Origin of the sequence: Bacillus sp. FSL W8-0770, assembly GCF_038008705.1 — a bacterium.
Taxonomy (GTDB): domain Bacteria; phylum Bacillota; class Bacilli; order Bacillales; family Bacillaceae_G; genus Bacillus_A; species Bacillus_A cereus.
Window position 1 is genome coordinate 1,620,411 of the sequence record NZ_JBBOZR010000001.1, and the last position, 24,993, is coordinate 1,645,403.

Consider the following 24,993-nt stretch of genomic DNA (forward strand, 5'->3'; position numbering starts at 1 on the left):
AAAGTTTTCTTTGAATGCATAGTTATGTGAGAAAATGGCTAAGGGAAAGTATTCCATTACATACAAAAAATAAAAAAGATGAGAGAAAAAATTTTCTCAGACGTTATATAGGGTGTAAAAGCTTTTACAAAACAATAAGGGGAATCGCTACATGAAATCAAATGAGAAAAATTTTATAAAAAGATTACAGCGGCAAAAAGAAGACGCGTTAGAATTCGTTGTCGATACATACTTACCACTCATAAAGGGGATCACGCATAAAGTTCTACTTCCCATTCAAAATGATGGACTCATAGAGGAATGTATAAACGATATATTTCTTTCCATTTGGAATAACGCAAATAAATTCCATGGAGAGCCGAGTGATTTTAAAAAGTGGATTGCAGCGATTGCGAAGTTTAAAGCAATTGATTATTACCGGAAATCGACTAAAACAGTAGAAATCATTTCAGATGAGTTTCATATCAGTACAGAAAAATCAGCAGAAGACGAATTAATCGTTATGGAAGATAGGGAAGAATTATTGAAGCTCATTAATCAATTAGAACCGCTAGATCAAAAGGTGTTCATTATGAAATATTTACTTGGTATGAAGACAGAGGAAATAGGTGACAAGTTAGGATTAACTCGGGCAGCAATTGATAATCGAGTGTACCGGGGGAAAAAGAAACTACAACAAAATGCTACGAAAATTAGTTTTGGAGGTAGTGCAATATGAAAGACATTTATGAACTATTAAATGATATTGATATAGATGAAAAAGAATTAGAAGAAATTGAGGCTTCTGAAATTGAAAAGGAAAAAGTAAAACGAAATGTAAAACAATCGATACGTACGAAGAAAAAGATGAAAAGTTGGAAGAAGGGTGTCGCTGCTGCATCAATTTTAGTAGGGTTATCGGTTGCAACTCTTGGTATCGGATTTCCTACATATGCCGGGGGATTGCCAATTGTAGGTGACATATTCCGATTTTTAGATAATGGTAGAACAGGGTTATATGAAAATTATAAGGAATTTTCGACTGAGTTGAATATGACAAAAGAGAGTAATGGGGTTAAGGTTACAATTAATGATGCTGTATTCGATGGTAGAACAATTACAATTACATATTCTATTGAGAGCGAAAAAGATTTAGGAGAGAAACCGTTCCCATTTGGAAGTCCGCAAGTTATGGGCTTTAATGGCGGAGGAGGTAGTTCGAATGTTACAAAAGTTGGAGAGGGAAAATATGTAGGTATGACTACGATGAGTGGTCATGGTAGTGAAAGGTTAGATGTTGCAAATGTTTGGTGGGATATAGAGGCAATTGAGTTGGATTATGAAGGTAATGTAATAAAGGGAAACTGGAATTTCGCGCTTAGTTTAAAAGCAATGGATAGTAAGGAAGTAAAAGTTAATGGGGTTTCTGAAAATGAATTAATAAAAGTAAATATAGACAAAATGGAAGTAACTCCGATGTCATTTATCGTTTTTTTCAATCAGGAAGAATCTAAGGTATTAAGAAGTATATGGGATAGTGCGGATGTTGAGTTAGAAATAAAAGATGATTTAGGAAATCATTATGCTGGTGAAGGAAATGGCGGAAGTAGTACAGTAGCAGAGCCACATAAAAGTAGTTGGAGTGCTACATTCCAAAAGTTAAACGAAAATGCAACAAAGCTTATCGTTACACCACGCGTACACTTACGAGTGCATACACCTGAAAATCATGGTGGAGTGGAATATGTGAATGGAAAAGAGAAGAAAATTGAAGTGCCGAAAAAAGAAGCGAAGAGTAAAGATATTGTTCTAGATGATATCGTAATTGATTTAAAGAAATAAAAGAGAGACTGCCTAAAACAAGTAGGCAGTCTTTTTTCGTTAAGAACTAGTTACGAGTAACGCATGGGGATGCTGCGTTTTATATTCATCTTTCCAAGGAATATTTAGTTGTTCCCACGATTTGCCGCTATCATTGGATTGAAACACGCCGTTGTTATTTAAAGTGTAAAATGTATGTGGTTCTGCAGGATTTGTCGCAAACATTGAGATGACTGTGCCGATTGCAGATGGTAGACCTTGTTGTACTTGCTCGAAAGGAGTATCTTTCGTTTTACGATAAATATAAGATTCATAAGGAATACGGTGATGAGCGAGGTCAGCACTTGGTGCGGCAGAAACGAGAATTGTATCGCAATCAGCCGGATCAATAGCCATGCTGTATAAATAATGATGTTCAAGTCCTGCACTACATGAGATCCAGCTGTTTCCATTGTTATAACTCTCAAGATAAGCACGATCAGGTCCGCCCATAAATCCGTCACCACATGATGCATAAAGGCGATTTGGTGCTTCAGGGTGCATAAGTAATTGATGAGCATCGATAGGAGCACCGAATTTTTTATCAATCCATGTATGCCCTTTATCATTACTTTGAATAACAGCACCAGCTTCGATTGAAACGTGTATTGTATTAGGGTTGTTTGGATCAACTGTAATCCAGCGTACGTGATGGGTAAAAGGTCTAGGCGGGAAAGCCCATGTATAAGAAGATAATAATGATTTCATATTTTTAAGTTCAGTCCACGTTTCACCACCATTTTCAGAGCGAAATAAAGCGCTCGGTTCTGTGCCGACATAAACGACCCCATATCCGTTAACTTGTTCATTTGAGCTTATTGTTATGGAAGTGATAGAGGAGTGCAAAATACCATCTTCTTTAGGGAAATCAAAGTAACGATAAGAATCTCCAATTGGTCTCCATGAATCCCCACTATCGTCACTTAACCATAAACCTCGTCCAAATGTACCACAATATACACGGTTTTGTTGGAATGGATCAACTGCAATACAGGTAGGTTGCATATTTTGTAAGTGATATGTTGTTTCAAAGTGACCATATAGTTCTTTCACTACAACAAGTTCACGCTCCATACAGAGAAACAGTCTTTTCAATTTCGTCCCCTCCTTAAAAATTCTTTCATTAGTAAACAATATGAAAATAAAAAAGAAGTAGTCTTGTTTTATTTGAGAAAAAGGGATTGTTTAAAAAATAGCGAAGTGTGTATACAGAGGAAGCGGGCGTTTACAATCAGTCAATTCGGGATAAAGATGGGGAGTTTGTTTCATACTAACATACAGATATTGTACTTAAAGGAGTATAAGTATGGGACATTCGCATGATCATGGTCATTCAAAAAATAAAAAGGCGTTACTAATTGCCTTCCTACTAACAACAAGTTTTATGATTGCAGAAGTTGTTGGTGGATTTGTAACAAATAGCTTAGCACTACTATCTGACGCGGGGCATATGCTAAGTGATGCAGTATCTTTAGCTTTAAGTTTACTTGCGTTTAAACTCGGAGAAAAAACAGCAACAACTGCGAAAACATACGGGTATAAGCGAGTCGAAATGTTAGCAGCATTATGTAACGGTGTCGTTCTTATTGTCATTTCGGTATACATTTTTATTGAAGCAATCCGTCGTTTTAAAGAACCAGTTGAGATTGCTAGTAATGGGATGCTCATTATTGCAGTCCTGGGTCTGCTTATTAATATTTTATCAGCTTGGATATTAATGAGAGGCGGAGATGTGAAAGGTAATTTGAATTTAAGAAGTGCTTTCCTGCACGTACTAGGCGATCTATTGGGTTCCGTCGGAGCGATTATTGCTGCGTTACTTATTAAATTTTTCGGATGGACTGCTGCAGATGCGATTGCTAGTATTCTTGTGTCTATTTTAGTCATTATTAGTGGATGGCGTGTAACACGTGATACGGTTCATATATTAATGGAAGGTGCACCACAGCACATAAATGTTGAAGAGGTAAAAAGTACGTTATTAAATATTCCGATTGTCAAAGAAGTTCATGATTTGCACATATGGTCTGTCACATCAGATTTTCAAGTATTAACATGTCATCTTATTATTAAAGGGAATGAAACGAAAAGTGTATTAAAAGAGGCTACGTATGTATTAAAGGAGAAATTTCATGTAGAACATGTCACCATTCAAGTAGAAATAGATGGTGAATTTAATCATGATGAGACAACTTGCAAAGTATGAAAGAAAAAGGATAAGAAAAAGTGTCATAACATTTTTCGCACGGCATACATATATATAATGTGGCCACAAGTACTTTGCAAGGTAAATATTTCATGAAATTACTTTACTTATAAAGAGTCATCTTTTATAATCAAAAGTGGTAATTGATAGAGATTATCATTTTCAATGATCGTAGAAAGGAGTTTTTTAAAAGATGAGTAGTCAACTCCGTTTTGCTGTTGAAAATCGTAAGAGGCATTTAATTGATGAGTTAATTGGAGCAGGTGTGTTTAAGATTCGCGACCGACAATTATACGAGCTGTCTTTAGAGGAATTGGAAAAAGAGTACGAAGATATGGAAGATTATGCGAATATTCAGGCGTAGCTATATAGATTAGTAAAAGGAGAGCTGGTTACGATTTTGTGTAACCAGCTCTCTTTTTATTTCGTAGAAATTATTTTTTGTATTTCTTTCATGGGACGGAGCCAGTTTTGGGTCATTATTTGTTCCATTTGTTTTTCGTCCTGCTTCTGTAATGCTTGAATGATAGAGTGATGTTCTTCAATAGATTGACTTGCTGGAACAAAGTTTTGGAAAAACAAATATTCAAGACGTAAAACGTGAAGTTGCATATTTTCTAGAAAGGGTTCAATATATTGGTTTTTAGCAATAGAAGAAATTGTATTGTGGAATTGTATATCTAATTCTAAAGCTTGTTTTGCGTTTTTTTTCTCTATAGATTGCTGAAAATGCTCATTTATTTCAGAAAGTAGTTGAATATCAGCGTTTGTAATGTTTTGAAGAGCTTGCTTTCCTATAATAGAGTGAAGACCAGCCATCGTTTCATAAATGATAGATACGTCGTCTAACTTAATAGGAGCAATTTTCGTTTTTTGCCCTGGTACCATTTCCACTAATCCAGAAAGCTCTAATATTTGAAGTGCTTCTCTTACAGGTGTTCTGCTTACTCCTAGTGCCTCAGCCAATTCCCCATCATTAATTTTTTCATTGGGCTTCAGTACACCTTCAATAATCCAATTTTGTAGTTGATTTAAAACGAGTGATTTTGCTGAAACTCTTCCTGGTTTTTTATAATTTTGAGGGACAGGCATAGTGAATTCAATCCTTTCATTGTATATTTTCCTTTTTTGCATGAACAAGCTTTAATTTTTGTTTCCCTTCATCCGGCTTTTGGCTTAAGATGAGCACCATTACAATGACACAAAAAGCGCCTAATAACTGAAAAGATTGAAATGGCACTTGCAATATAAGTACAGAAGAAATAATAGCTGCGAGTGGTTCTGTGCAACCAAATAATGTTGTTTCTTTCGGAGTCAGGTATCGTATGCTGTCTAAGTATAAATAAAAGGCAATAAGTGTCCCGAAAATGACGACAAATGTGATGAGCGGTAGGGTACTTAGTTTTACATATTTCATAGTTGATAATAAAATGAATTCGTTTGTAGAAATAAAGTGTACAATCGTTACACCAATACCCCCAATAATCATGCCCCATCCAACGATAACGGAGGAAGACCATTTTTCTAACAATTCCTTTGAATATAAACTATAAAAAGCGAGAGATAATCCAGATAAAATCCCCCAAATAATAGCTGGTGTAGAAACAGCCAAGTTATGAACAGACCCGTTTGTTAGTAAGAGAAAAGTGCCTACTAATGAAAGGGTAATTGAAATGAAATCAATTTTTGATGGACGAACGTTCCATTTGAAAAGTAAGTATACAGTGATGAATATAGGAGCTAAATATTGTAATAATGTTGCCACGGCAGCATTTCCTTCTTTAATTGAAGCGAAATACGTATACTGTACAGCAAGCATACCGAATAGACCAAACAAAATCATTTTAATAGCATCAGATTTTTGTTTCCAAATGCTAAATATCTCTTTTTTTCTCGTTCCGAATGAGGAAATAATGAGCAAAATAATTCCAGATATAAGTAAACGGATCGTAACTAACCATTCGGTTGAAACATTGTCATATTGAAAAAGTTGTTGTGCAGCTGTACCAGACAAGCCCCATAAACAAGCACCGATTATGACCATTATAATTCCTTTTAATCGATTTGAATCCATATGATCTAAAATTCTCCTTTCTAAAAATACAAATTGAATACAATATGCAATATATCACAGAATGCCGTGTTAATAAACTGAAATTTCTAATTTGTTTTTTATGTATAGTAAAATATTGTAGAGGAGGGGGAGGATATGTTAGCTGGATTTTTAGTTTGTTTATTTGTTGGGTTACTTATCATTTTTTTAGGGTATCAAATACATGTGAAAAAGAGGTTGTTTTTGTTAGCAGGATATCAAGAAGAAACGTTTGTTGGAGATAAAAATAAATTAGCGAAGCTTTCAGGAGCATTTTCTTATATAGTTGGAGTTGCTACTATAATATTACCGCTTGGCTTAGAAAAAATAGGTAATGTAGTTGGTATCGTATATGCTATATTAATTGTTTTAGGTACAATTGTATTCATAATTAAAGCAAACCTATTAAATAAGAGTGCTATAAAGTAAAAAGGCTTCATTCTACTGAAGCCTTTTATTAATTGTTATGAAGTATAAGTAAAAGCCGGGATAGGATCAATAAATGTATTCCAGTTTTGTTGCATTTCTTTTTCTGTTAATAAACAATCATCTAATGATTGTTCAATTAAAGAACAGTTCATATCAATTCCGATAAATACGAGTTCGGTTATTCGATCTCCATATTGTTTATCCCAGTTTTTCAATACTTCTGGTTCTTCTGTAATCATTTGATTTTTTTCAGTTTCAGGTAATGCCGCTATCCATTCACCGGCTCCTTGAATTGTAATAGAGGAGCCTGCTTGAGATAGAAGCCCTATCATATTATTACGAGATGCCAACCAGAAGAATCCTTTCGCTCTTACAACATCTAAAGGCCATTTTTCTAGCCAATTCATAAGGCGCTCGGGATGGAAAGGATATTTGCGGCGGTAAACAAAAGAAGTGATACCATATTCTTCTGTTTCCGGTGTATGATGATCACTGTTTAATTCTTGTATCCAGCCGGCCGATTGACTAGCTTCTTCATAATTAAATAGATTTGTGTTTAAAATTTCTTGTAATGGTACTTTGCTAAACGAAGATTCAAGAACTTTTGCATTAGGATTTAATTTTTTTAGTAAATGATGAAGCTCTATCACATCTTCTTTTTCTAGCAAATCTATCTTATTAAGAATAATTACGTTTGCAAACTCAATTTGATCTATTAATAAATCAATAACTTCTCGGGTATCATTCTCATCGATTGCTTGTTTTCGGTCTAATAAACTTTCTCCATCTGCAAAATCATCCCAAAATCTATTTGCATCTACAACTGTAACCATCGTATCGAGGCGACAATTTTTCGTTAAATCAATGGTAAGAACTTCGTCTGTATAAGTAAACGTTTGAGCAACTGGAATAGGCTCACTTATACCAGAAGATTCAATAATAATATAGTCAATATCACCATTTTCCACAAGACGATTCACTTCTATCATTAAATCTTCTCGTAGTGTACAACAAATACAGCCATTTTGAATTTCTACTAGTTTTTCCTCCGTACGTGAAAAACCACCCTTTTTTATAAGAGATGCATCAATGTTTACTTCGCTCATATCATTAACGATAACAGCTACTTTTAAGTTATTCTTATTAGTCAAAATGTGATGTAGTAAGGTAGTTTTTCCAGATCCTAAAAAACCACTTAATACAGTGATAGGTACTTTTTTCATGAAATGATCTCTCCTTTAAATCGTAATGATTACGTTTTATATTAAACGATAGGAAAAGAAAAATCAATAATAAATCATAATGATTACGATTTAAGAATAGAAATAGACTATAAAATTTGTGCTGTAGTATGAAGGATTTGGACAAGCACATGTTTACATATAAATAAAATGGAGGCGAGAAGCTTGGTCTTTAATAGAGTTTCAAAAGAATTAGTAGGCATAGCTCTTATCGCTATGTTTCTCTTTTTATTATTTTTTGTAGATTTTACAAGTCTAGTAAATTTGCACAAAAATATACCGCAGGAATGGCTGAATGTGAATACGGTATTTTTAAGTATCATTTTTGAAGCAATACCTTTTATTTTATTAGGGGTAATTGTTTCTTCATTTATTCAAGTGTTTGTGACGGAAGATATGATTCAAAAAGTAATGCCGAAATCTCCAATTGTTGCAATGATTCCAGCAGTATTTGTGGGAGTTCTTTTTCCAATGTGTGAATGTGTCATTATACCAATTGTAAGAAGGCTCATTCAAAAGGGGTTACCACTTCATGTAGGCATTGTTATTTTACTGAGTGCACCCATTATGAATCCAGTCGTTTTTTTATCTACTGTATATGCGTTTCAAAAAAATGATTACGTTGTATATGCACGCTTTGGGATAACAATTCTAGTTGCTCTATTCATAGGTCTAATTGTGTATTATTGCTATCGCGAAAGAAATGTTTTAAAAGACTTAGAGGTTTCAGTTCAAACAAGCAAAAAAAAGAGTTGGAAAGATGTTATGAATCACACTGTAGATGAGTTTTTTGATACTGGTAAGTATTTATTGATTGGTGCTTTTTTAGCAAGTGTATTTCAAACGTTTTTTGATCGGAATGTACTGGATGCAGTAGCACATAACGAAGTAATTGCTCCCATTATTATGATGGGGTTTGGTTATGTTTTATCAATTTGCTCTGCAGCCGATGCTTTTATAGCTGCGTCTTTTGGACATGTTTTCTCGATAAAGGCACTTCTCGCATTTCTTGTGTTTGGGCCTATGCTTGATATGAAAAATACGTTAATGCTATTTGCGTATTTTCAAAAGAGATTTGTATTCTTTTTGATGGGAATTGTCATTGTATCTGTGTATACCATCGTGCAAATCATAATGTTATAGGAGGTGAGAAAGAATGGAGAAAGAGGAGCAGAAGGCATATCATCGCTATATTCGTGGCATTATTTTAATTGGTTTAGCAATGCTCTTATTTAAACTACTTGTAACAGGGAATATTTATAATTTTATCGCTCCAAAAATGATCAAATTTACGTATATAGCTTTTGTAGTAATTTTAATTTTTGGTATTGTACAAGTTTGGGGGGATGGAAGAGAAAAACAGCATGATTATAATTGTTGTAAACATCATACAACATCAAAATCAGGGATAAAAAGTTTCTTTGTATATGTTTTATTTGTTGTTCCGATAGTTAGTGCTTTTCTCTTTGGAAGTGTAACAATTGATGGAAGTTTAGCAGGAAAAAGGGGTATGAATCAAAGTGTACAGGCGAGAAGTCTGGAAAGAAACGAAAAAGAGGGGAAACAGGTTAAGTTTGATGAGCGAGAAGTATTAGTTGATTCAGAAGAAACATCAAATTTAGCAACGACTTATAAAACGGAAGAGCAAGTAATAAAAAGTATGTTAGGACAGCGTAAACTACAAGTAAAGGATAAGGATTATGTTCAAACAATGAATGTAATTGGTCAAAATGTTAATTGGTTTAAAGGGAAAGAAATTACATTCTTAGGGTTTATATATAAGGATAAAGATGTGACGGGTAATAAAGCAGTAGTGGCTCGATATGGCATAACTTGTTGTATTGCGGATGCATCAGTCTGGGGTATGATTGTTACCGGGAAAAATATTGAAAAAATTCCAGAAGAAACATGGGTGAAAATAACAGGATTATTAGATGAAACGACATATAAAGGAACAGTTTTTCCACTTGTAAAAGTAAACAAAATCGAGAAAATTAATAAGCCAACTGACCCATATGTATATGATGCTTTACCTCAATAGAAAAGAATAAATTCTTCATATTTTCATGAAATAGAATCATAATCAAGGCGATAAAAAAATAAAGATAAGAGTAATTTGGTTTGTTAAAAATATGTGCAGAAGGAGTTATGCGATGAACTGGGTTACTCATAAACCATCATTTGAATTTGAAACATTTAGTCCTATTATTCGGTCACAATCTGCGTGGAGTGGACATTTAGATTTTGCATATGACTTAGTACGATTTGAAAAACCAGAAACTTTAGTTGAGTTAGGTACACATTTAGGAGCTTCCTTTTTTAGTTTTTGTCAGGGAGTAAAAGATGGAGGGTTATCGACTAAATGCTTTGCAGTAGATACTTGGGCTGGAGATGGGCATACAGGTCCATATGGAGAAGGGGTTTTTCAAATAGTAGAAAAAGTAGTGAGCGATAACTACCTTAATATAGGAAATTTAATTCGATCTACTTTTGATGATGCTGTAGACCGGTTTCAAGATGAAACGATAAATCTTTTGCATATTGATGGCTATCATACGTATGAAGCTGTTTCTCACGATTATAATACATGGCTACCGAAAGTCGCGAAAAACGGTATTGTATTATTTCATGATATTGAAGTTAGAAGTAGTGATTTCGGCGTATATAAGTTTTGGGATGAGGTAAAAGCGAAGTACCCTCATTTTCAATTTGCGCATTCATATGGACTGGGAGTGTTATTTCCGAAGGGTTGTAGTGATAAGTTTGAGGAAATACTTGAAAATAAAGAAGAAATACAAAATATGTATAAATAAAGATAGGGCATGCATCATTTTAATGATGTGTGTCCTATTTTTGTGTGGAAAATAATAGTGTGAATTAAAAAGTGAAGATAGTTGTAAAAAGTTTTATTGCAGCAAATATTAAAAAAGTTAGTATGGGATTTTTCTTTGTAAATAAAGTGAAGCTTTAATACGTTCATATCAATTCGGAATTTTACAGTAGTTAATTTCTTACCTAAGTGCTTTGCACTTACTGAATTTTGAGACGGGGGTCTTATTGGCCGAAAATATCGGGATAAATAAAAATACAACATTTTTTATATTTTTCATTGCGAAAAACGTAATCTACTTTTACAATAGAAAGGGTTGTGAATATATTATACTGGAAAAATAAATCGAAATAATATGAAAATTTTGTTTTGTCTTCGCTAATTGTATATTACATACATGTAAGACGACATACGTCATGTTATCGACTTGTAAGGAGAGAAAAAAATGAAAAGTGTAAGATTACCATCGATGCTAGAAATCATAGTTCTTTTATTACTATTTCTTGCTGTTGTCTTTTCCTTCCAAACGATTTTTGATCTCCCAATTCAATTAGCGCTATTTATTTCATGGTTTTTAGTAATTGCGCTTGGATTAAGATTAGGATTTCGTTATCAAGAATTGCAAGATGCAATTACGAAAGGGATTTCTAACGGATTAGAAGCGATACTGATTTTAGTTGCAGTAGGTGCTTTAATTGGAACATGGATTGCTGGTGGGGTAGTACCAACATTAATCTATTATGGATTAGAATTTATTCACCCTAGCATATTCCTATTAGCAACATTAATTATTTGTTCTATAACTTCTATCGCAACAGGAACGTCTTGGGGAACAGTGGGAACAGCAGGTATTGCTATGATGGCGATTGGTGAAGGCCTTGGTTTACCACTTCCGCTTGTTGCTGGTGCAGTTCTTTCAGGAGCTTATTTCGGCGACAAATTATCACCACTTTCTGATAGCACAGTTCTTGCAGCTTCTATGGCGAAAGTAGATGTTATTGCTCACGTTCGAGCTATGCTCGTATTAGATGTTCCAGCTTATATTATTACTAGTATTATGTTTACTGTAGCTGGTTGGATGTATGGCGGCGATAATGTAGATTTGAATCGAGTAGAATTTTTAAAAGAAGCTTTATTAAAGCAATTTGATATTAAAATATGGATGCTTGTTCCGGCGGTCATTGTTATCGTTCTATTAGCGATGAAGAAACCGTCTATGCCAACAATTGCAATGGGAGCTTTAATTGGTGCAATTTGGGCAACCCTTTTCCAAGGGATGAACTTTGGAGAGGCGATTGGAACAGCTTATAACGGATTCTCAATTCAATCTGGTGTTGAGTTTGTTGACAAGTTATTAAACCGTGGTGGAATTAACGGCATGCTTGGCTCAGTAGCCGTTATTATTTTCGGTTTAGGATTTGGTGGATTACTTGAAAAACTAGGTGTTTTAAAAGTAATCGTATCAAAATTTGAGAAGAAATTAAATTCTGCAGGTAATGTAACATTGTCTACATTAATCGTGGCATTCTTAGCTAATATATTTGGTTGTGCGATGTATGTATCACTAATTTTAACACCAAAAATTATGGAAGATAGCTATGATAAATTAAAAATAGACCGTCGTGTATTAGCGCGTAACTCAGAAGTAGGTGGAACGTTAACTTCAGGTATGGTTCCATGGTCTGATAATGGTATTTTTATGGCTGGTATTTTAGGTGTAGCAACGTTCTCATACGTTCCGTTTATGTGGTTAAGCTTCGTATCGTTAATTTTAGCAGTTATTTACGGATATACAGGCAAATTCATCTGGTATGTAGATGATGCAGATAAAGGAAAGCAAGCATCATAAAATAAAAATCACCTTCTACAATATGTAGAAGGTGATTTTTTTATTTTTTAATAGCATTTGCTGAAGTTATTTCATTCTCATATTTAGCAATTTTTTGTTGTATCTTTTTTAAGTTTTTTTCAGTGTCTTGAATGAGCTGTAAGACATTGGTCTCCTGTTGTTTCATTAATTCTAACCTTTGAAGGATGGTAGATTCTCCTTCCATAGACCAGTCGATAAATTGTTTTATTTTTTGAATTGGCATACCAGTGTTTTTTAAACACAAAATCATCTCTAAATATTTCAGTGCTTCTTCATCAAAAACTCGATCTCCTTTTTCGTTTCTTTGCAGAAAAGGGAACAGTCCTTGTTTATCGTAATAACGTATTTGAGAAATTGTTAAGTGTTGCATCTTGGCGACTTGTCCAATTGTATAATACATATCATTCATCCTTTTATTACCAAGGTATAATGCCATCTTTATTTAGTATTTTGCCATTATAGTTTGTTTCACTTAATGCATATTTAATAATAATTTTAGCACTTTCAGTGGTTGTATGGCCACCGGGGGAATTTCCATTAAGATCCGTAGTTGTAAAACCAGGAGTTACTCCAAATACTTCTGGACCGTTAGTGGCAAATTCTTTACTAAAAGCTAATGTTAAAGCATTAATAGCTGTTTTGGAAGAATTATATCCTAGTGTATTAATTGGATGTGTTTCACCATTAGCAAACATTGTTAGTGAGGCCATGTCAGTTGTTAGATTTATGATTTTACTGTTGCTTGATTTCTTTAATAATGGTAAAAAGGCTTGCATCATTTGGAAAGTTCCAAAAAAGTTAACTTCAAATCCTTGGCGTAAAGTTTCAATATTTAATTCACTAGGTAGCGTATTGAAGTCTAGCGCTATGCCTGCGTTATTAATTAATAAATGTAAGTGGTCAGTCGTTTCGTAAATTTTCTTTGTTGCTTCTTGAATGGATTGTGAATTTGAAATATCTACTTGAATATAGGAAACGTTTGAAACATTTAAAGATTCTACGGCTTGTTGTCCAAGTTGTTCATTACGAGCACCTAAAAATACGTGATAATCTTTTTCTGCTAATTGACGAACAAGTTCATATCCAATTCCTTTATTCGCACCTGTTATAAAAGCATATTTTTTCATATTGAATTCCTCCAGTAGTGTTATAGTAGGTTACAATGGAAAGGATACAGCCTAAACTTAAGTTTAGGTCAAGAGGAATTTTTTTAAATAAATATAGAATATCTATATATAAGAGTGAGAATTCTTATCATTTAAGAGAAAGTCTGTTATTATAAGAGATGTAGGTATTATATTTTCAAGGGGATGAAAACATGGAGTACAGAATTGAAAGAGATACATTAGGAGAAATAAAAGTTCCAGCTGATAAATTATGGGCAGCACAAACACAACGTAGTAAAGAAAACTTTCCGATTGGAACAGAGCAAATGCCGCTTGAAATTGTAAAAGCATTTGCAATTTTAAAGAAGAGTGCAGCGCTTAGCAATCAAAAATTAGGAAAGCTATCAGAAGAAAAAGCAGAAGCAATTGTAGAAGCTGCGGATGAAGTGATTGCAGGGAAATGGAATGAACATTTTCCGCTTGTCGTATGGCAAACAGGTAGTGGTACACAGTCAAACATGAATGTGAATGAAGTAATTGCAAATCGTGGGAATCAAATTTTGAAAGAGAAGGGATCTGACGTACATATTCATCCGAATGATGATGTGAACATGTCACAAAGTTCAAATGATACATTTCCAACGGCTCTTCATGTAGCTTGTGTAATCGCAGTAGAAAATCACGTATTACCAGCAATTACGAAATTAAAAGAAACTTTAGCAGAAAAAGTAACTGCATTTGAACATATTATAAAAATTGGTCGTACACATTTACAAGATGCAACGCCGTTAACTTTAGGGCAAGAAATTAGCGGATGGCACCGTATGCTTGAAAAAACAGAGCGTATGATTGCAGAGAGCAATACATATATGAAAGAGTTAGCAATTGGTGGAACTGCGGTTGGAACAGGTATTAATGCTCATCCTAAATTTGGTGAGATGGTATCAGAGGAAATTAGTCAATTTACAGGTAAACAATTTGTTTCTGCACCAAATAAGTTCCATGCATTAACGAGCCATGATGAAGTTGTATATACTCACGGTGCATTAAAAGCATTAGCTGCGGATCTAATGAAGATTGCTAACGATGTACGTTGGCTTGCAAGTGGTCCACGTAGTGGTCTTGGAGAAATTATTATTCCAGCAAATGAACCAGGGAGCTCTATTATGCCTGGTAAAGTAAATCCAACGCAAAGTGAAGCATTAACGATGGTTGTAGCGCAAGTGATGGGGAATGATGCAACAATCGGATTTGCTGCGAGCCAAGGTAACTTTGAGTTAAATGTATTTAAACCTGTTATTGCTTATAACTTCTTACAATCAGCTCACTTATTAGCGGATGCAATTGTTTCGTTTAATGACAATTGTGCAGTTGGTATTGAAGCAGATGAAGAAGTAATTAATGAAAATGTGAATCGTTCACTAATGCTTGTAACAGCGCTAAACCCACATATCGGATATGAAAATGCAGCGAAAATTGCGAAGCATGCTCATAAAGAAGGATTAACTTTAAAAGAAGCAGCGTTGCAATCTGGACTACTAACAGAAGAGCAATTTGATGAAATTGTAGATCCAAAGAAAATGATTGCTCCAAAAGAGTAATAGAAAAAGCCAAGATTCTTAGTATAGAATCTTGGCTTTTTTGATGTCCATTTTTAAGTTTCATCTACTTGCAATAATGCAAGCTTCAAAATATATTATTTGTTAGCAGGCGTATTCATTACTTTCATCTGTGGGCAGTTCTCTTTTAAGAGTGAAATGAATTTTTCTTCTTCTTGTGGTACGAAAGTGGTCACTGAGTCAAATAAATTATAATTAATTTCTAATTGTTGCCTAGTCCATTTTTTTGAACGAAGTTTTTTGCCAGAGTACTTAATATGGCGAATGTCTTTAAATGGGATTTCAGTACGAAGTATGAAACCGTGTTTTACAACAAGAGATGATTCCGTTACGTTGTAGTGAGAGAAATAGAATGAAGAAAGATTCACGATATTTAATAGCATCATGAGAGTGAAAAAAATAGAATTTTCATTTTGGAAGAATAACGAAACGAAAAAAATAATTATAAATAATGTAATGAAAATGACGTGGAATGGATTTTTTTTCGCTTTAAACTTCAAGTTAGTCACCTCGGTATACTTGTTCTTTAACTAAATTAAATCATAACATTGTGATAAAACGTGTGAATATGCAGAATTGCATATTCGCACGTTTTATTATTCATGTAAAATTTCTTGATGGGATAAATTCAAAAGAAGTTTTGTAATAGTGGAGTGGCATGAAGTGACTTACAAGAATAGAAAGATAGCGTTAGTCATAATTAGTTGTATGATGATTATGAGTAGTTGTGCTAATAAATTTGTTGAAGATAGAAATCGAAAGCATACATTTGTAAAAGCAAGTAAGGTTTTAGTAGAGACTGTAAATAGAATATATAAAAAGTAAAGGATGTTTTCTTATACGAAAACATCTTTTTTGTAGTTAAAATTGAATACTGAAGTTTTGGAATGAGTGAATACCAGTTCCATATTCACTAATCGCATATGTATTCTGTGCAATTTGTTTAACGGTAAACTAAGGGTCTTGAAGAATATTTATGTTCTATTTCACATCCTATAAAATGAATTTGTATAAACTTATTCGCTTTTCGTTGTATTAAACCCTTTTGTTAGATGTTTTTATAAAAGTTTATAAAATGGGTAAACGAAACATTGAAATGTTTGTTTGCGTTGTGATAAGATGGTGAAGTGATAATAAACGTTATGCTTATTTGTTTGGTTTTAAATAAACATTTTAAAGGAGTGTTTAGTATGAGTGATATTTCAGAGAAGTTTTGGGATGCGTCAATAGAGGAATTAAAGAAAGGGTATGTGTTTGATGAAGAAAAAGAGGAGTACATTTGCTTAGCTTGTGGTGAAACATTTATTAAAGGTGTTATTTATCAAGATAATCAAGTTTTGTATGAAGCAGAGAAGTTCGTCCAATTGCATATTCAAAATGAGCATACGTCTATGTTTGATTATTTGCTAAATATGGATAAGAAATTTACTGGATTAACGGATTTACAAAAGAAAATGGTTCAGTTTTTCTATATGGGACTGAATGATAAAGAAATTGTAAAAGAGTTGGATGGCGGAAGTACATCAACAATTCGTAATCATCGATTTACACTGCGAGAGAAAATGAAGCAAGCAAAAGTATTTTTAGCGCTAATGGAATTATCAGAAGAAAAATCAAAAGTACAAACGAAATTTGTACCAATTCATAGAACAGCAACGATGGTGGATGATCGATACAATATTACGGAAGAAGAAAATGATGAAGTATTAAAAGCTCATTTTACAGAAGGGTTAGATGGACCTCTCTCTAAATTTCCGAAGAAACAAAAGCGTAAATTAATTATATTGCGTCATTTAGTGAAGAAGTTTGATAGTAATAAAAAGTATACTGAAAAAGAAGTAAATACAGTGATAGAAAATGTATACCCTGATTTCGTAACGTTAAGAAGATATTTAATCGAATATGGATTTTTAGATCGAACAGCCGATGGAAGTCAATATTGGGTGAAGTTATAATCATATGAAAAGAAAATGAATAGAAGCACAGTATTATAACAACTATACAAAGAGATAGATATTGAAAATAGATTTTTAATAAAAGGAGAAATGAAATTTGAAACCACCTGCAGATAACAATAAAGAAGGTGCGGAGTCACATAAGTTGGAAAGTGAGAGTAAACCAATTTGGAAATCGATGTCGATGTTTTTAGTACCGTTATTATTAAGTAATGTACTACAATCAGTTGGACAATTATTTGGTATGGTAGTAGTAGGAAGATGGCTTGGAGTTAATGATTTAGCGGCCATATCAGCATTCTTTCCATTATTTTTCTTGCTCGTTTCATTTGTAATTGGTATCGGTTCAGGGAGCTCTATTTTAATTGGTCAGGCGTTTGGTGCTAAAAACGAAGATCGTTTAAAAGCTATCGTTGGTACGACGCTGACATTTACCTTTATTATTGGAGTTGTGTTGGCGATAATAGGAAGTATTTTTGCGATGGATATTATGCGTCTAATGGGAACGCCAGAAAATATTATTGAAATAAGTGTACATTATGCACGGATTTTATTTATATCGATGCCAGTATTATTTTTATATTTCGCATATACAACATTTATGAGAGGTACAGGAGATTCTAAAACGCCATTTTACTTTTTAATTGTAAGTACAGCACTAAATATGATTTTATTACCAGTTCTTATTTTTGGATGGTTAGGAGCTCCGAAATTAGATGTGTATGGAGCAGCCTATGCATCTGTTATATCTACAGTTATTACGTTTATTGTCATGCTTGTGTATTTAAAGAAGAAAAATCACCCATTACAACTAGATGGAACGGTTAGAAAATACCTTCGAATGGATGGGGAGTTATTAAAGCTATTGCTAAGGCTCGGTATACCGGCAAGTATAAATATGATATTAGTTTCATTATCTGAGATTGCCGTAATCGCATTTGTAAATCGTTACGGTTCGGATGCAACAGCTGCTTACGGCGTTGTGAATCAAGTTGCAAGTTATGTACAAATGCCAGCAGTTAGCCTTGGTATTACAGTTTCTATTTTTGCAGCACAATCAATTGGGGCGAATCAATTTGATCGATTGCAGAAAGTTGTGAAGGCCGGAATTATTATGAACTACGTCATCGGTGGTGTGTTAATATCTCTTATTTATTTATTCTCAAGAGACATTTTATCACTATTTTTAACGAGTCAAACTACAATTGAAATTGCTCATAGCTTAGTTATGATTACGTTATGGAGTTATTTAATTTTCGGTCATGCACAAATTATTAGTGCGACAATGCGAGCGAGCGGTACAGTACTTTGGCCAACTGTTATTGGAGTTGTTTCAATTTGGCTTGTAGAAGTACCCGTAGCATATTATCTTTCTTACCATACAAGTCTTGGAATAGAAGGCATTTGGATCGGGTATCCAGCAGCATTTATTGTCAGCTTACTATTGCAGTATGCATATTATAAGCTTTCATGGCAAAAGAAACGAATTACACGATTAGTTAGTTAAATAGAAAAATGTCCCTAAGTTATTAGACTTAGGGACATTTTTTCGTAAGTGCAGGTTTACAAATAGCTTTTTAAAGTTATATCAAAATGTTGTCTAATGAGTGTTTTATCACTCATATAAAACTCCCACGCTTTTTCCGGTTCACCGATAATCTCAAAGGATTCCTCTGTAATATATAAAGCGCAATTATCCTCCAGTGCAATTCCTTCTATATTCCCTTGATGATTTTGTAAAAAGGAATGGAAGGCGTTCATTCTGTTTAATTGATTATAATGTGGACAAAATCTTTTATTAACAATACCCCAGCCGTTACTCTCTATATAACCAGAACCTTCATAATCTGATCGGATACTAGACGTGAACCAACACATAGCACCAGCGCTATAACCAGCAATAAGTGTTCCTTGTTGCAGAGCCAATAATAATTTTTCATCAAGTCTATGTTCTTTCCATTGCGTAAGCATGTGAATATAGTTTCCGCCACCTAGATAAATTAAATCGGCTGAATGAATCATCTCCTCTATTTCATACTTAGAAGGTGAATCTGTTGTAATGCGTAAAATTTGTACTTCACAATGTAATTGTTTTTCAAACGTGTCTAAAAATAATTTTATATAGCTTTCATCATCATGACTAGCCGTTGGAATAAACAATACTTTTGGATACTGTTTATTTGTTAATTCTATAAGGCGTTCATTAATAGGCAAGTGATTTGAATCTTGTAAATCACCGCCACCAATGACAGCTAATTTCATAGTAAAGCACCACCTAATCATTTTTGTTATATAAAAATTCGATAGAAGAGAGTTACATTCCTTCCGTAATGTAATCAATAATTAGAAAATGTAGCTTAAGTATATCGGAATAGTAAAGAAACTACTGACTATATATACCAATACATTAGAAACCATTCATTGATATATAATATTTCATACTAATGTTTCAAAAAATGGAAAAAATATGTTTAAATAGATGTAATGAAGCATTCATTCATATTGAATTTATACTTATATTTTAAAAGGGTATCGGAAATAATAGCGATTTTCTAAAACAGTTTTTACTTTTAATAGGAAGTTGTATTACAATATGGTAAAATTATTTCAATATATTTATTTAATATGAAATACAAAGAAGGAGCGTGAAAAAAGTGGATTTTCGATTTGAATTTACAACGAAGCTGAAAGAATACTTAGACGATGAGAAGGATGAAAAAATAATAAAAGATGGACATAGAGATGTAATTTTTCACTATTTATATGCGTTAGAGACTGAAATTGGCGTTGTTAAAAATCCTAATTTTACTTTTTTTGCATCAGGAAGACGTTCACATATAGTGTTAGAAAACGTTGAATTTAAAACAGAAGTAAATGTAAAAAGTAATATAATTGAAATTACAAAAATAGTGGATAATGTAGTTATTCCGTTAGATACTATCGTAGCGAAGGATCGGGAATTATTTGCCCTTGGGCGTAATGAAAAGTTTAGTGTACAAATATTAGAGCAGTATCTCTTTGATACATTTGGAGATAAGTTAGGCTTATAATGAATAGAATGTGGTACGTATTTATAGGTAGTGAATTTTAGTTTGTATTACTTGCGTTTGACCTCTCATTTAATTTGTACTACAATTCGTAGTGTGAAAGGAGTCATACGATGTTTACGCAAAACTATAGGTTAAATGAGCAAGGATTAAATCATTTCTTTGGACCGCTTGAAGCGAAGATTATGGAGATTGTTTGGTCTAGCGATGGTATTACGATTAAAGAAGTCCAGCAGAAATTAAGTGAAGAATCGCCTGTGAATTTTAATACTGTTATGACAGTTATGAACAGGTTAGTAGAGAAATTACACTTAGAAAAACAGACTGTGAAAAGAAGTGGCATATATCGTGCTATACAAACGAAAGAAGAATTCTTATCCAATCAAACGAAGAAAATGACACAGGAATTAGTGGGGGAATTTGGAGATTTAGTTATAACACATATGATAGATGAGTTAGAGCAGGCTAATCCGAATTTAATAAAAAAATTAGAAGACAAATTGAATCAGTTAAAAAAAGAGGATCGATGAAATGAAATGGCAAATGCGTAAAATCGTATTGTTAGCGCTCATTGTTAGTACCCTCTTTTTCAGCTTGTTATTGTATTATGTTACATATCCATTTCTCTTTCAAAATAAGGCATTCTTCCTTTCAAAGTTTTGCTTGTTTCAGTTAGAAAAACATATGAAAGAACTATCAATGGTTCGTATAATAATAGCGGGGTTATTATTAATTACTGTATTGATTGTGTGTAAAAGAATTTGGCGGCAATTTTTCTATAGTAAAAAAGTACAAAAAGTACTTATCCCATTTATTAGAAAAGGGAAACAAATATATATACTGCCGACTGCGGAAGTTGCAGCGTTTACAATTGGATTATTCCGTCCGAAAGTTGTCATGTCGGAAGGTTTGCTTCAGACGTTTTCAGATGAAGAGATTGATGCGATTATTTTCCATGAAGAATATCATCAAAATAATTGGGATCCGCTAAAATTATTTTGTTTTACGTTATTAGCAGAAGGAATGATGTACATCCCGATATTAAAAGAATTGTTACAACGATATCATACGTATCAAGAGTTAGCAGCAGATAAATATGCGATGCAAAAAATGGAATCTTCATTTGAGTTAGGTAGCGCGTTATTAAAATTAATTAAAATAAAGACAATGGAAAATCGATGTGTTACAGCTTCATTTGCAAAAACAGCAATAAATTTACGAATCGAGCAAGTGTTAAATGAAAAGGTTGCTAAGCTTACTATTCCCTTACATACGAACTCGGTATATGTAACAGTAGGGTTATTCTGTGTGTCGATTGTACTTATTGTCGGAGAGTGCATATAGCCTCTTTTTTTAAGAATAAACACTACTCATTGTAGTGTTTTAGGGGGAATAAAATGAATGCAGCAAATTTAACAATTTGGCTTGTGGCTGGGGCGGGAGTATTGTCATTTATATCACCGTGCTCTTTACCGCTATATCCATCTTATTTATCTTATATTACAGGTGTGTCTATTCAAGATTTAAAAGAAAATCGTGGGATTATGTAAAAATCAGCGATTATACATACAGTATTTTTTATGATCGGATTTTCGGTTATATTTTACGCGTTAGGTTTATCGGTAAGCTGGATTGGAATAACATTTTCATCTAACCAAAAATTGATTCAACAAATTGGTGGGATTTTTATTGTTTTAATGGGGCTATTTATGACGGGCTTGTTTCAGCCTAAGTGGCTTATGGCAGAGAAAAAGGTGCAGTATAGAAGTAAATCGACTGGATATATTCGCTCGATTTTAGTCGGTATGACATATGCAGCGGGTTGGACGCCATGTGTTGGACCGATATTTTCAGCTGTACTCATGCTTGGCGCGACGAATCCTGAAAGGGCACTTCTTTATATTACAGCGTATACTCTTGGATTTGCGATTCCATTTTTCGTGATAGCATTCTTTATTGGGAAGGTAAAATGGATTGTTACATATGCCAATGTCATGGTGAAAATTGGCGGTGGAATGATGATTGTAACAGGTATTTTATTGTATACAAATCAAATGACGAAAATTACAGCATTCTTTATTCGTCTATTCGGTGGATTTACAGGTTTTTTAAAATGAGGAGGAAGAAAAGTGAAGAAACTAATTGCTATTATACTAGTAGGTGCTCTCGTTTGGGCGGGGGTTAACTTTTATAATTCAAAGAAAGAAGAAAAGGAAAGAAAAGCAAAGCAAGCAGAGTTACAAGAGAAAGAAGTATTACCACAAGTAGGTTTTAAAGCACCTGGCATCACATTAAAAGGATTAGACGGAAAGTTGCAGTCGTTAAATGATGCCAAGGGAAAACCATATATTATTAATTTTTGGGCATCATGGTGTGGGCCGTGTGAAATGGAGGCACCTGACTTAGTTCATATGTATGATAAATATAAAAAGGATGTTGAAATTTTTGCGGTGAATGCAACTGTTAGTGACCCAGTACAAGAAGCAAGCGCATTTGCTAATCGCTATGGATTTGAGTTTCCGGTTCTACTAGATATGGACGGAGTAGCTGGACTAGATTATAAAGTATTCTCTTTACCGACGACATTTTTTGTTAATAAGGATGGAATTATAGTAGATCATGTACGAGGTGTATTACCACCAGATCAATTAGAAAAGAAATTTAAGAAATTGATTGAGAATTAAAAGGAGATTTCGTGACGATGGAGTGGATCGTGAGGTTACAACCCATATCTCTTATAATTGGAAGTCTATTTGGTTTTATGTTGATGAAACGAAAGATGAAGTATCAAAATGTATCATATGAAAAAATGATAGATGCCTTAACAAATGCTTTTCTTATCATCGTATTTGTATGGAAGTTTGCACCAGCAATTTTAAATCCTGTATGGGCTTTTGGGGCGCCAGTGCAAGCAATATTAGCTATTGGAAGTATGCAACATATTGTAGTAGGATGCGTAATTGCTAGTGTATACATTGTTTGGAAAAGTAAAAAGGAACAATTTTCGCTTCGTATTTTACTTGATGTACTCCCTTTTGGATTGTGTGTGTGCACTATCTTTTATTTTCTATTACATCATGAAGTAGGTGCACCAACGACACTACCATGGGGAATGAAAATATATGAATCTAAACTTTTATATCACCCTATATTCGTATACGAGATCATCCTTGCTCTTTGTATAATGGGCTTGTTATGGATGAAAAATGAAAGGCTCGGAAATGGAAAGAATATAAGTGTTTTTCTAATTATTGAGGGTTTTGCTCAAATCATTATTTCGCTTGTTAGTGAACAAAATTCGGTTCTGTTTGGTCTATCAGCACAGCAAATAATGAGCTTTTGTATTATTAGTTTAGGGATTTTGTTGGTGCCGAAAAAATAAAAGATAGCCATGTACAGAGAGTATCTGTGTATGGCTATCTTTTATAAGCGTATTATTATATTGTAGAAACCTAAAAACCCCTTTATTAGGGGTTTTTAGGTTTCTACAGGTCTGCATGTGTTTCTTGTTTATCTGTATCCCATTTTGGAAGTTGTTTTGCTTGTTGATTTTCAGTGAAATTATTAAAGCCAAAAGCAAGTATGCATGTAAAGGTTAAAATAGCTAAACTAATCTTTTTCATTATCTTAGTGCCTCCTTAGTTAATAATTTTTGTTTTGCTTCGTAAGTTTTGAAAAAATATTTTTGAGATTTCTCTATTTTATTCACTTTATGAAATTCTACTGCTAATAATTCGTAATATTCTTGTGCATAATCGTATAATTCTTTACTGTTAAAATATGTAGTGCCTGCAATGATTGCGTTTTCTAAGTCGTCTAGAATACCAGTGTGTTGTGTTTTTAAGATAGTGAAATGGTGTTTATATTCTTGATTATTTAATTCATTACAAATTTCTAAGCCTTTTTGAACCCAATCGTTTGCAAGTTCTTTTTCATTTAAACTAAAATGTTCTTTGGCTTGTAGAAAATTGGCTTTTAGGTGTTTAGGTAATTTGTTTGTAACTATTGTAAGATGTCTAATAGCAAGGGTTGATAGATTTTGAGAAGAGTAGAGCCAACCTAAGTTATTTCGAACTTTTAAGATTAGTGTATCGTCTTTCAGCTTTTGTAAAATATTGATTGCTGAATTATAGTTCTCTTCGGCTTGTTCGAATTGTTTTAAATAAACAGAACATGAGCCTAAAATGTTTTCGCATAGAGCTATTTTAATTTCATAACGTGGATATTTTGAGAAAATCTCTTTCGCTTGATTTGCATAATTGATTGCTGTAAGTGGTTTGTTTGTATGGTGATTAAATATAGCAAATTTATATTTATATTCAGCTTCTTCTAGTTCGCCTGGTACATGTTTTAAAAGGGATTCAGCTTTTTCGTATTCTTTTTTTGCTTCATCATAATTTCCAATAATGGTAGCATGTTCAGCTTTAAAAAAGTGATAATAATAAGTAATAAAGTCTTCAGTTATTGGATTGTCTAAACGAACAATTTGACTAAAAGTATCATACTTAATGTTTGTCCAATCGGTTAGGACCTTATATTTAAAGTTTAGTAGGGAGTAGTAAAGCGATAGATTTTGATCAGCTTCAATTTTATTAATCTGTTTCTCTATTTTTTCTTTTAATTGTTTCGCTTCAATTAATTGCTCCGCTACCATTACTTGATATAAAATGTTTAATTCGTTGACAATCTGTTCATGCCCTTTTAATAACACACTCATTATATATTCCCCCATCCGATAAAAGTATCCTAATTTAATTAT

Annotated in this window: 30 protein-coding genes; 20 read left to right on the forward strand and 10 right to left on the reverse strand. The window is 33.4% G+C overall.

All coding sequences use genetic code 11. The features are described from left to right. The first annotated feature begins 151 nt into the window (after positions 1-151). Both NST27_RS08545 and NST27_RS08550 read left to right on the forward strand, forming a co-directional pair. Positions 152-718, forward strand: a complete 567-nt coding sequence (locus NST27_RS08545) for a sigma-70 family RNA polymerase sigma factor (protein WP_000840006.1) — start codon at positions 152-154, stop codon at positions 716-718. Then, positions 715-1,821 carry a DUF4179 domain-containing protein gene (locus NST27_RS08550; RefSeq protein WP_000653124.1) on the forward strand — a complete coding sequence of 369 codons (1,107 nt, stop codon included), beginning with the start codon at positions 715-717 and terminating at the stop codon, positions 1,819-1,821. The genes NST27_RS08545 and NST27_RS08550 overlap by 4 nt, the downstream gene beginning before the upstream one ends. Positions 1,822-1,860: 39 nt before the next feature. Here NST27_RS08550 and NST27_RS08555 read toward each other — a convergent pair whose 3' ends face one another. Further along, positions 1,861-2,934, reverse strand: coding sequence for a WD40/YVTN/BNR-like repeat-containing protein (locus NST27_RS08555; protein ID WP_001987089.1), 1,074 nt, complete (start codon positions 2,932-2,934; stop codon positions 1,861-1,863). 211 nt (positions 2,935-3,145) lie between these two features. Between NST27_RS08555 and NST27_RS08560 the strand changes: the two genes are divergently transcribed. Together NST27_RS08560 and fbpA are read left to right on the forward strand one after the other, a co-directional pair. Then, positions 3,146-4,045 carry a cation diffusion facilitator family transporter gene (locus tag NST27_RS08560; protein WP_000510033.1) on the forward strand — a complete coding sequence of 300 codons (900 nt, stop codon included), beginning with the start codon at positions 3,146-3,148 and terminating at the stop codon, positions 4,043-4,045. A 193-nt stretch (positions 4,046-4,238) separates the two neighbouring features. Next, on the forward strand, positions 4,239-4,409 hold the full coding sequence (gene fbpA / locus NST27_RS08565) for a Fur-regulated basic protein FbpA (protein ID WP_000098302.1): 171 nt from the start codon (positions 4,239-4,241) through the stop codon (positions 4,407-4,409). A 56-nt stretch (positions 4,410-4,465) separates the two neighbouring features. Here fbpA and NST27_RS08570 read toward each other — a convergent pair whose 3' ends face one another. Continuing rightward, positions 4,466-5,137, reverse strand: a complete 672-nt coding sequence (locus tag NST27_RS08570; protein WP_001987091.1) for a GntR family transcriptional regulator — start codon at positions 5,135-5,137, stop codon at positions 4,466-4,468. A gap of 16 nt (positions 5,138-5,153) precedes the next feature. Beyond that, on the reverse strand, positions 5,154-6,119 hold the full coding sequence (locus tag NST27_RS08575) for a DMT family transporter (protein ID WP_000378087.1): 966 nt from the start codon (positions 6,117-6,119) through the stop codon (positions 5,154-5,156). Between the two features lie 135 nt (positions 6,120-6,254). Between NST27_RS08575 and NST27_RS08580 the strand changes: the two genes are divergently transcribed. Beyond that, positions 6,255-6,566, forward strand: coding sequence for a DUF3784 domain-containing protein (locus tag NST27_RS08580; RefSeq protein ID WP_000879375.1), 312 nt, complete (start codon positions 6,255-6,257; stop codon positions 6,564-6,566). A 35-nt stretch (positions 6,567-6,601) separates the two neighbouring features. On the opposite strand, the gene NST27_RS08585 is transcribed toward NST27_RS08580, so the two are convergent. Then, positions 6,602-7,789 carry a GTP-binding protein gene (locus NST27_RS08585; RefSeq protein WP_000757681.1) on the reverse strand — a complete coding sequence of 396 codons (1,188 nt, stop codon included), beginning with the start codon at positions 7,787-7,789 and terminating at the stop codon, positions 6,602-6,604. Positions 7,790-7,957: 168 nt separating this feature from the next. On the opposite strand from NST27_RS08585, the gene NST27_RS08590 reads away from it, so the two are divergent. From NST27_RS08590 to nhaC, 4 genes are all read left to right on the forward strand, one after another. Further along, positions 7,958-8,950, forward strand: a complete 993-nt coding sequence (locus tag NST27_RS08590; RefSeq protein ID WP_001999547.1) for a permease — start codon at positions 7,958-7,960, stop codon at positions 8,948-8,950. 13 nt (positions 8,951-8,963) lie between these two features. Further along, complete coding sequence (locus tag NST27_RS08595) at positions 8,964-9,848, forward strand: TIGR03943 family putative permease subunit (RefSeq protein ID WP_000409937.1); 885 nt, start codon at positions 8,964-8,966, stop codon at positions 9,846-9,848. 112 nt (positions 9,849-9,960) lie between these two features. After that, the gene (locus tag NST27_RS08600) at positions 9,961-10,620 is read left to right on the forward strand and encodes a class I SAM-dependent methyltransferase (protein WP_001104672.1); all 660 of its coding nucleotides are present in this window, start codon (positions 9,961-9,963) and stop codon (positions 10,618-10,620) included. 462 nt (positions 10,621-11,082) lie between these two features. Continuing rightward, a complete protein-coding gene (gene nhaC / locus NST27_RS08605) occupies positions 11,083-12,486 on the forward strand; it encodes a Na+/H+ antiporter NhaC (RefSeq protein ID WP_000843992.1) in 1,404 nt (467 codons plus the stop codon). Positions 12,487-12,526: 40 nt separating this feature from the next. Here the strand turns inward: nhaC and NST27_RS08610 are convergent, their stop codons facing one another. After that, positions 12,527-12,907 (reverse strand): MerR family transcriptional regulator, encoded by a 381-nt coding sequence (locus NST27_RS08610; protein WP_000291861.1) that lies wholly within the window; start codon positions 12,905-12,907, stop codon positions 12,527-12,529. 16 nt (positions 12,908-12,923) lie between these two features. Then, positions 12,924-13,634: an SDR family NAD(P)-dependent oxidoreductase gene (locus tag NST27_RS08615; protein WP_000759551.1), complete on the reverse strand. Its 711-nt coding sequence runs from the start codon at positions 13,632-13,634 to the stop codon at positions 12,924-12,926. 191 nt (positions 13,635-13,825) lie between these two features. Between NST27_RS08615 and fumC the strand changes: the two genes are divergently transcribed. Further along, a complete protein-coding gene (gene fumC, locus NST27_RS08620; RefSeq protein ID WP_000456608.1) occupies positions 13,826-15,214 on the forward strand; it encodes a class II fumarate hydratase in 1,389 nt (462 codons plus the stop codon). A 95-nt stretch (positions 15,215-15,309) separates the two neighbouring features. Here the strand turns inward: fumC and NST27_RS08625 are convergent, their stop codons facing one another. Then, positions 15,310-15,732: a PH domain-containing protein gene (locus NST27_RS08625; protein ID WP_000669072.1), complete on the reverse strand. Its 423-nt coding sequence runs from the start codon at positions 15,730-15,732 to the stop codon at positions 15,310-15,312. Positions 15,733-15,895: 163 nt separating this feature from the next. Here NST27_RS08625 and NST27_RS08630 point away from each other — a divergent pair, with 163 nt between their 5' ends. The 3 genes from NST27_RS08630 (at position 15,896) to NST27_RS08640 (ending at position 18,694) form a co-directional block, all read left to right on the forward strand. Next, the gene (locus NST27_RS08630) at positions 15,896-16,057 is read left to right on the forward strand and encodes a hypothetical protein (protein ID WP_000221431.1); all 162 of its coding nucleotides are present in this window, start codon (positions 15,896-15,898) and stop codon (positions 16,055-16,057) included. 365 nt (positions 16,058-16,422) lie between these two features. Continuing rightward, the gene (locus NST27_RS08635) at positions 16,423-17,187 is read left to right on the forward strand and encodes a DUF2087 domain-containing protein (RefSeq protein WP_001280275.1); all 765 of its coding nucleotides are present in this window, start codon (positions 16,423-16,425) and stop codon (positions 17,185-17,187) included. A gap of 97 nt (positions 17,188-17,284) precedes the next feature. Then, positions 17,285-18,694, forward strand: a complete 1,410-nt coding sequence (locus tag NST27_RS08640; RefSeq protein ID WP_000804128.1) for an MATE family efflux transporter — start codon at positions 17,285-17,287, stop codon at positions 18,692-18,694. A 56-nt stretch (positions 18,695-18,750) separates the two neighbouring features. Here the strand turns inward: NST27_RS08640 and NST27_RS08645 are convergent, their stop codons facing one another. Beyond that, positions 18,751-19,449: a peptidase E gene (locus NST27_RS08645; protein WP_000762121.1), complete on the reverse strand. Its 699-nt coding sequence runs from the start codon at positions 19,447-19,449 to the stop codon at positions 18,751-18,753. A gap of 392 nt (positions 19,450-19,841) precedes the next feature. Here NST27_RS08645 and NST27_RS08650 point away from each other — a divergent pair, with 392 nt between their 5' ends. The 7 genes from NST27_RS08650 to NST27_RS08675 all read left to right on the forward strand — a co-directional run bounded on the left by NST27_RS08650 (position 19,842) and on the right by NST27_RS08675 (position 23,616). Then, positions 19,842-20,237, forward strand: a complete 396-nt coding sequence (locus NST27_RS08650) for a DUF3942 family protein (RefSeq protein WP_000347526.1) — start codon at positions 19,842-19,844, stop codon at positions 20,235-20,237. A gap of 110 nt (positions 20,238-20,347) precedes the next feature. After that, entirely contained in the window at positions 20,348-20,764 is a 417-nt protein-coding gene (locus NST27_RS08655) for a BlaI/MecI/CopY family transcriptional regulator (RefSeq protein ID WP_000495080.1), read from the forward strand. A gap of 1 nt (position 20,765) precedes the next feature. Next, positions 20,766-21,578, forward strand: coding sequence for a M56 family metallopeptidase (locus NST27_RS08660; RefSeq protein WP_000871928.1), 813 nt, complete (start codon positions 20,766-20,768; stop codon positions 21,576-21,578). Positions 21,579-21,631: 53 nt separating this feature from the next. Continuing rightward, positions 21,632-21,784 (forward strand): cytochrome c biogenesis CcdA family protein, encoded by a 153-nt coding sequence (locus tag NST27_RS29540; protein WP_001999542.1) that lies wholly within the window; start codon positions 21,632-21,634, stop codon positions 21,782-21,784. A gap of 30 nt (positions 21,785-21,814) precedes the next feature. After that, positions 21,815-22,351, forward strand: a complete 537-nt coding sequence (locus tag NST27_RS08665) for a cytochrome c biogenesis CcdA family protein (RefSeq protein WP_001999541.1) — start codon at positions 21,815-21,817, stop codon at positions 22,349-22,351. A 12-nt stretch (positions 22,352-22,363) separates the two neighbouring features. Continuing rightward, complete coding sequence (locus tag NST27_RS08670) at positions 22,364-22,918, forward strand: TlpA family protein disulfide reductase (RefSeq protein WP_000733184.1); 555 nt, start codon at positions 22,364-22,366, stop codon at positions 22,916-22,918. 17 nt (positions 22,919-22,935) lie between these two features. Then, positions 22,936-23,616: a prolipoprotein diacylglyceryl transferase family protein gene (locus NST27_RS08675; protein ID WP_000454843.1), complete on the forward strand. Its 681-nt coding sequence runs from the start codon at positions 22,936-22,938 to the stop codon at positions 23,614-23,616. A 103-nt stretch (positions 23,617-23,719) separates the two neighbouring features. Here NST27_RS08675 and NST27_RS08680 read toward each other — a convergent pair whose 3' ends face one another. After that, positions 23,720-23,857, reverse strand: a complete 138-nt coding sequence (locus tag NST27_RS08680) for a hypothetical protein (RefSeq protein WP_000724010.1) — start codon at positions 23,855-23,857, stop codon at positions 23,720-23,722. Next, positions 23,857-24,951 carry a response regulator aspartate phosphatase gene (locus tag NST27_RS08685; RefSeq protein WP_000114846.1) on the reverse strand — a complete coding sequence of 365 codons (1,095 nt, stop codon included), beginning with the start codon at positions 24,949-24,951 and terminating at the stop codon, positions 23,857-23,859. Before NST27_RS08685 ends, NST27_RS08680 begins: the two co-directional genes overlap by 1 nt. Positions 24,952-24,993: the final 42 nt, after the last annotated feature.

Coding starts and splice junctions, on each gene's coding strand:
- NST27_RS08545 (WP_000840006.1), top strand. CDS start 152: ATGAAATCAAATGAGAAAAATTTTATAAAAAGATTACAGCGGCAAAAA.
- NST27_RS08550 (WP_000653124.1), top strand. CDS start 715: ATGAAAGACATTTATGAACTATTAAATGATATTGATATAGATGAAAAA.
- NST27_RS08560 (WP_000510033.1), top strand. CDS start 3,146: ATGGGACATTCGCATGATCATGGTCATTCAAAAAATAAAAAGGCGTTA.
- fbpA (WP_000098302.1), top strand. CDS start 4,239: ATGAGTAGTCAACTCCGTTTTGCTGTTGAAAATCGTAAGAGGCATTTA.
- NST27_RS08570 (WP_001987091.1), bottom strand. CDS start 5,137: ATGCCTGTCCCTCAAAATTATAAAAAACCAGGAAGAGTTTCAGCAAAA.
- NST27_RS08575 (WP_000378087.1), bottom strand. CDS start 6,119: ATGGATTCAAATCGATTAAAAGGAATTATAATGGTCATAATCGGTGCT.
- NST27_RS08580 (WP_000879375.1), top strand. CDS start 6,255: ATGTTAGCTGGATTTTTAGTTTGTTTATTTGTTGGGTTACTTATCATT.
- NST27_RS08585 (WP_000757681.1), bottom strand. CDS start 7,789: ATGAAAAAAGTACCTATCACTGTATTAAGTGGTTTTTTAGGATCTGGA.
- NST27_RS08590 (WP_001999547.1), top strand. CDS start 7,958: ATGGAGGCGAGAAGCTTGGTCTTTAATAGAGTTTCAAAAGAATTAGTA.
- NST27_RS08595 (WP_000409937.1), top strand. CDS start 8,964: ATGGAGAAAGAGGAGCAGAAGGCATATCATCGCTATATTCGTGGCATT.
- NST27_RS08600 (WP_001104672.1), top strand. CDS start 9,961: ATGAACTGGGTTACTCATAAACCATCATTTGAATTTGAAACATTTAGT.
- nhaC (WP_000843992.1), top strand. CDS start 11,083: ATGAAAAGTGTAAGATTACCATCGATGCTAGAAATCATAGTTCTTTTA.
- NST27_RS08610 (WP_000291861.1), bottom strand. CDS start 12,907: ATGTATTATACAATTGGACAAGTCGCCAAGATGCAACACTTAACAATT.
- NST27_RS08615 (WP_000759551.1), bottom strand. CDS start 13,634: ATGAAAAAATATGCTTTTATAACAGGTGCGAATAAAGGAATTGGATAT.
- fumC (WP_000456608.1), top strand. CDS start 13,826: ATGGAGTACAGAATTGAAAGAGATACATTAGGAGAAATAAAAGTTCCA.
- NST27_RS08635 (WP_001280275.1), top strand. CDS start 16,423: ATGAGTGATATTTCAGAGAAGTTTTGGGATGCGTCAATAGAGGAATTA.
- NST27_RS08645 (WP_000762121.1), bottom strand. CDS start 19,449: ATGAAATTAGCTGTCATTGGTGGCGGTGATTTACAAGATTCAAATCAC.
- NST27_RS08655 (WP_000495080.1), top strand. CDS start 20,348: ATGTTTACGCAAAACTATAGGTTAAATGAGCAAGGATTAAATCATTTC.
- NST27_RS08660 (WP_000871928.1), top strand. CDS start 20,766: ATGAAATGGCAAATGCGTAAAATCGTATTGTTAGCGCTCATTGTTAGT.
- NST27_RS29540 (WP_001999542.1), top strand. CDS start 21,632: ATGAATGCAGCAAATTTAACAATTTGGCTTGTGGCTGGGGCGGGAGTA.
- NST27_RS08665 (WP_001999541.1), top strand. CDS start 21,815: ATGATCGGATTTTCGGTTATATTTTACGCGTTAGGTTTATCGGTAAGC.
- NST27_RS08675 (WP_000454843.1), top strand. CDS start 22,936: ATGGAGTGGATCGTGAGGTTACAACCCATATCTCTTATAATTGGAAGT.
- NST27_RS08680 (WP_000724010.1), bottom strand. CDS start 23,857: ATGAAAAAGATTAGTTTAGCTATTTTAACCTTTACATGCATACTTGCT.
- NST27_RS08685 (WP_000114846.1), bottom strand. CDS start 24,951: ATGAGTGTGTTATTAAAAGGGCATGAACAGATTGTCAACGAATTAAAC.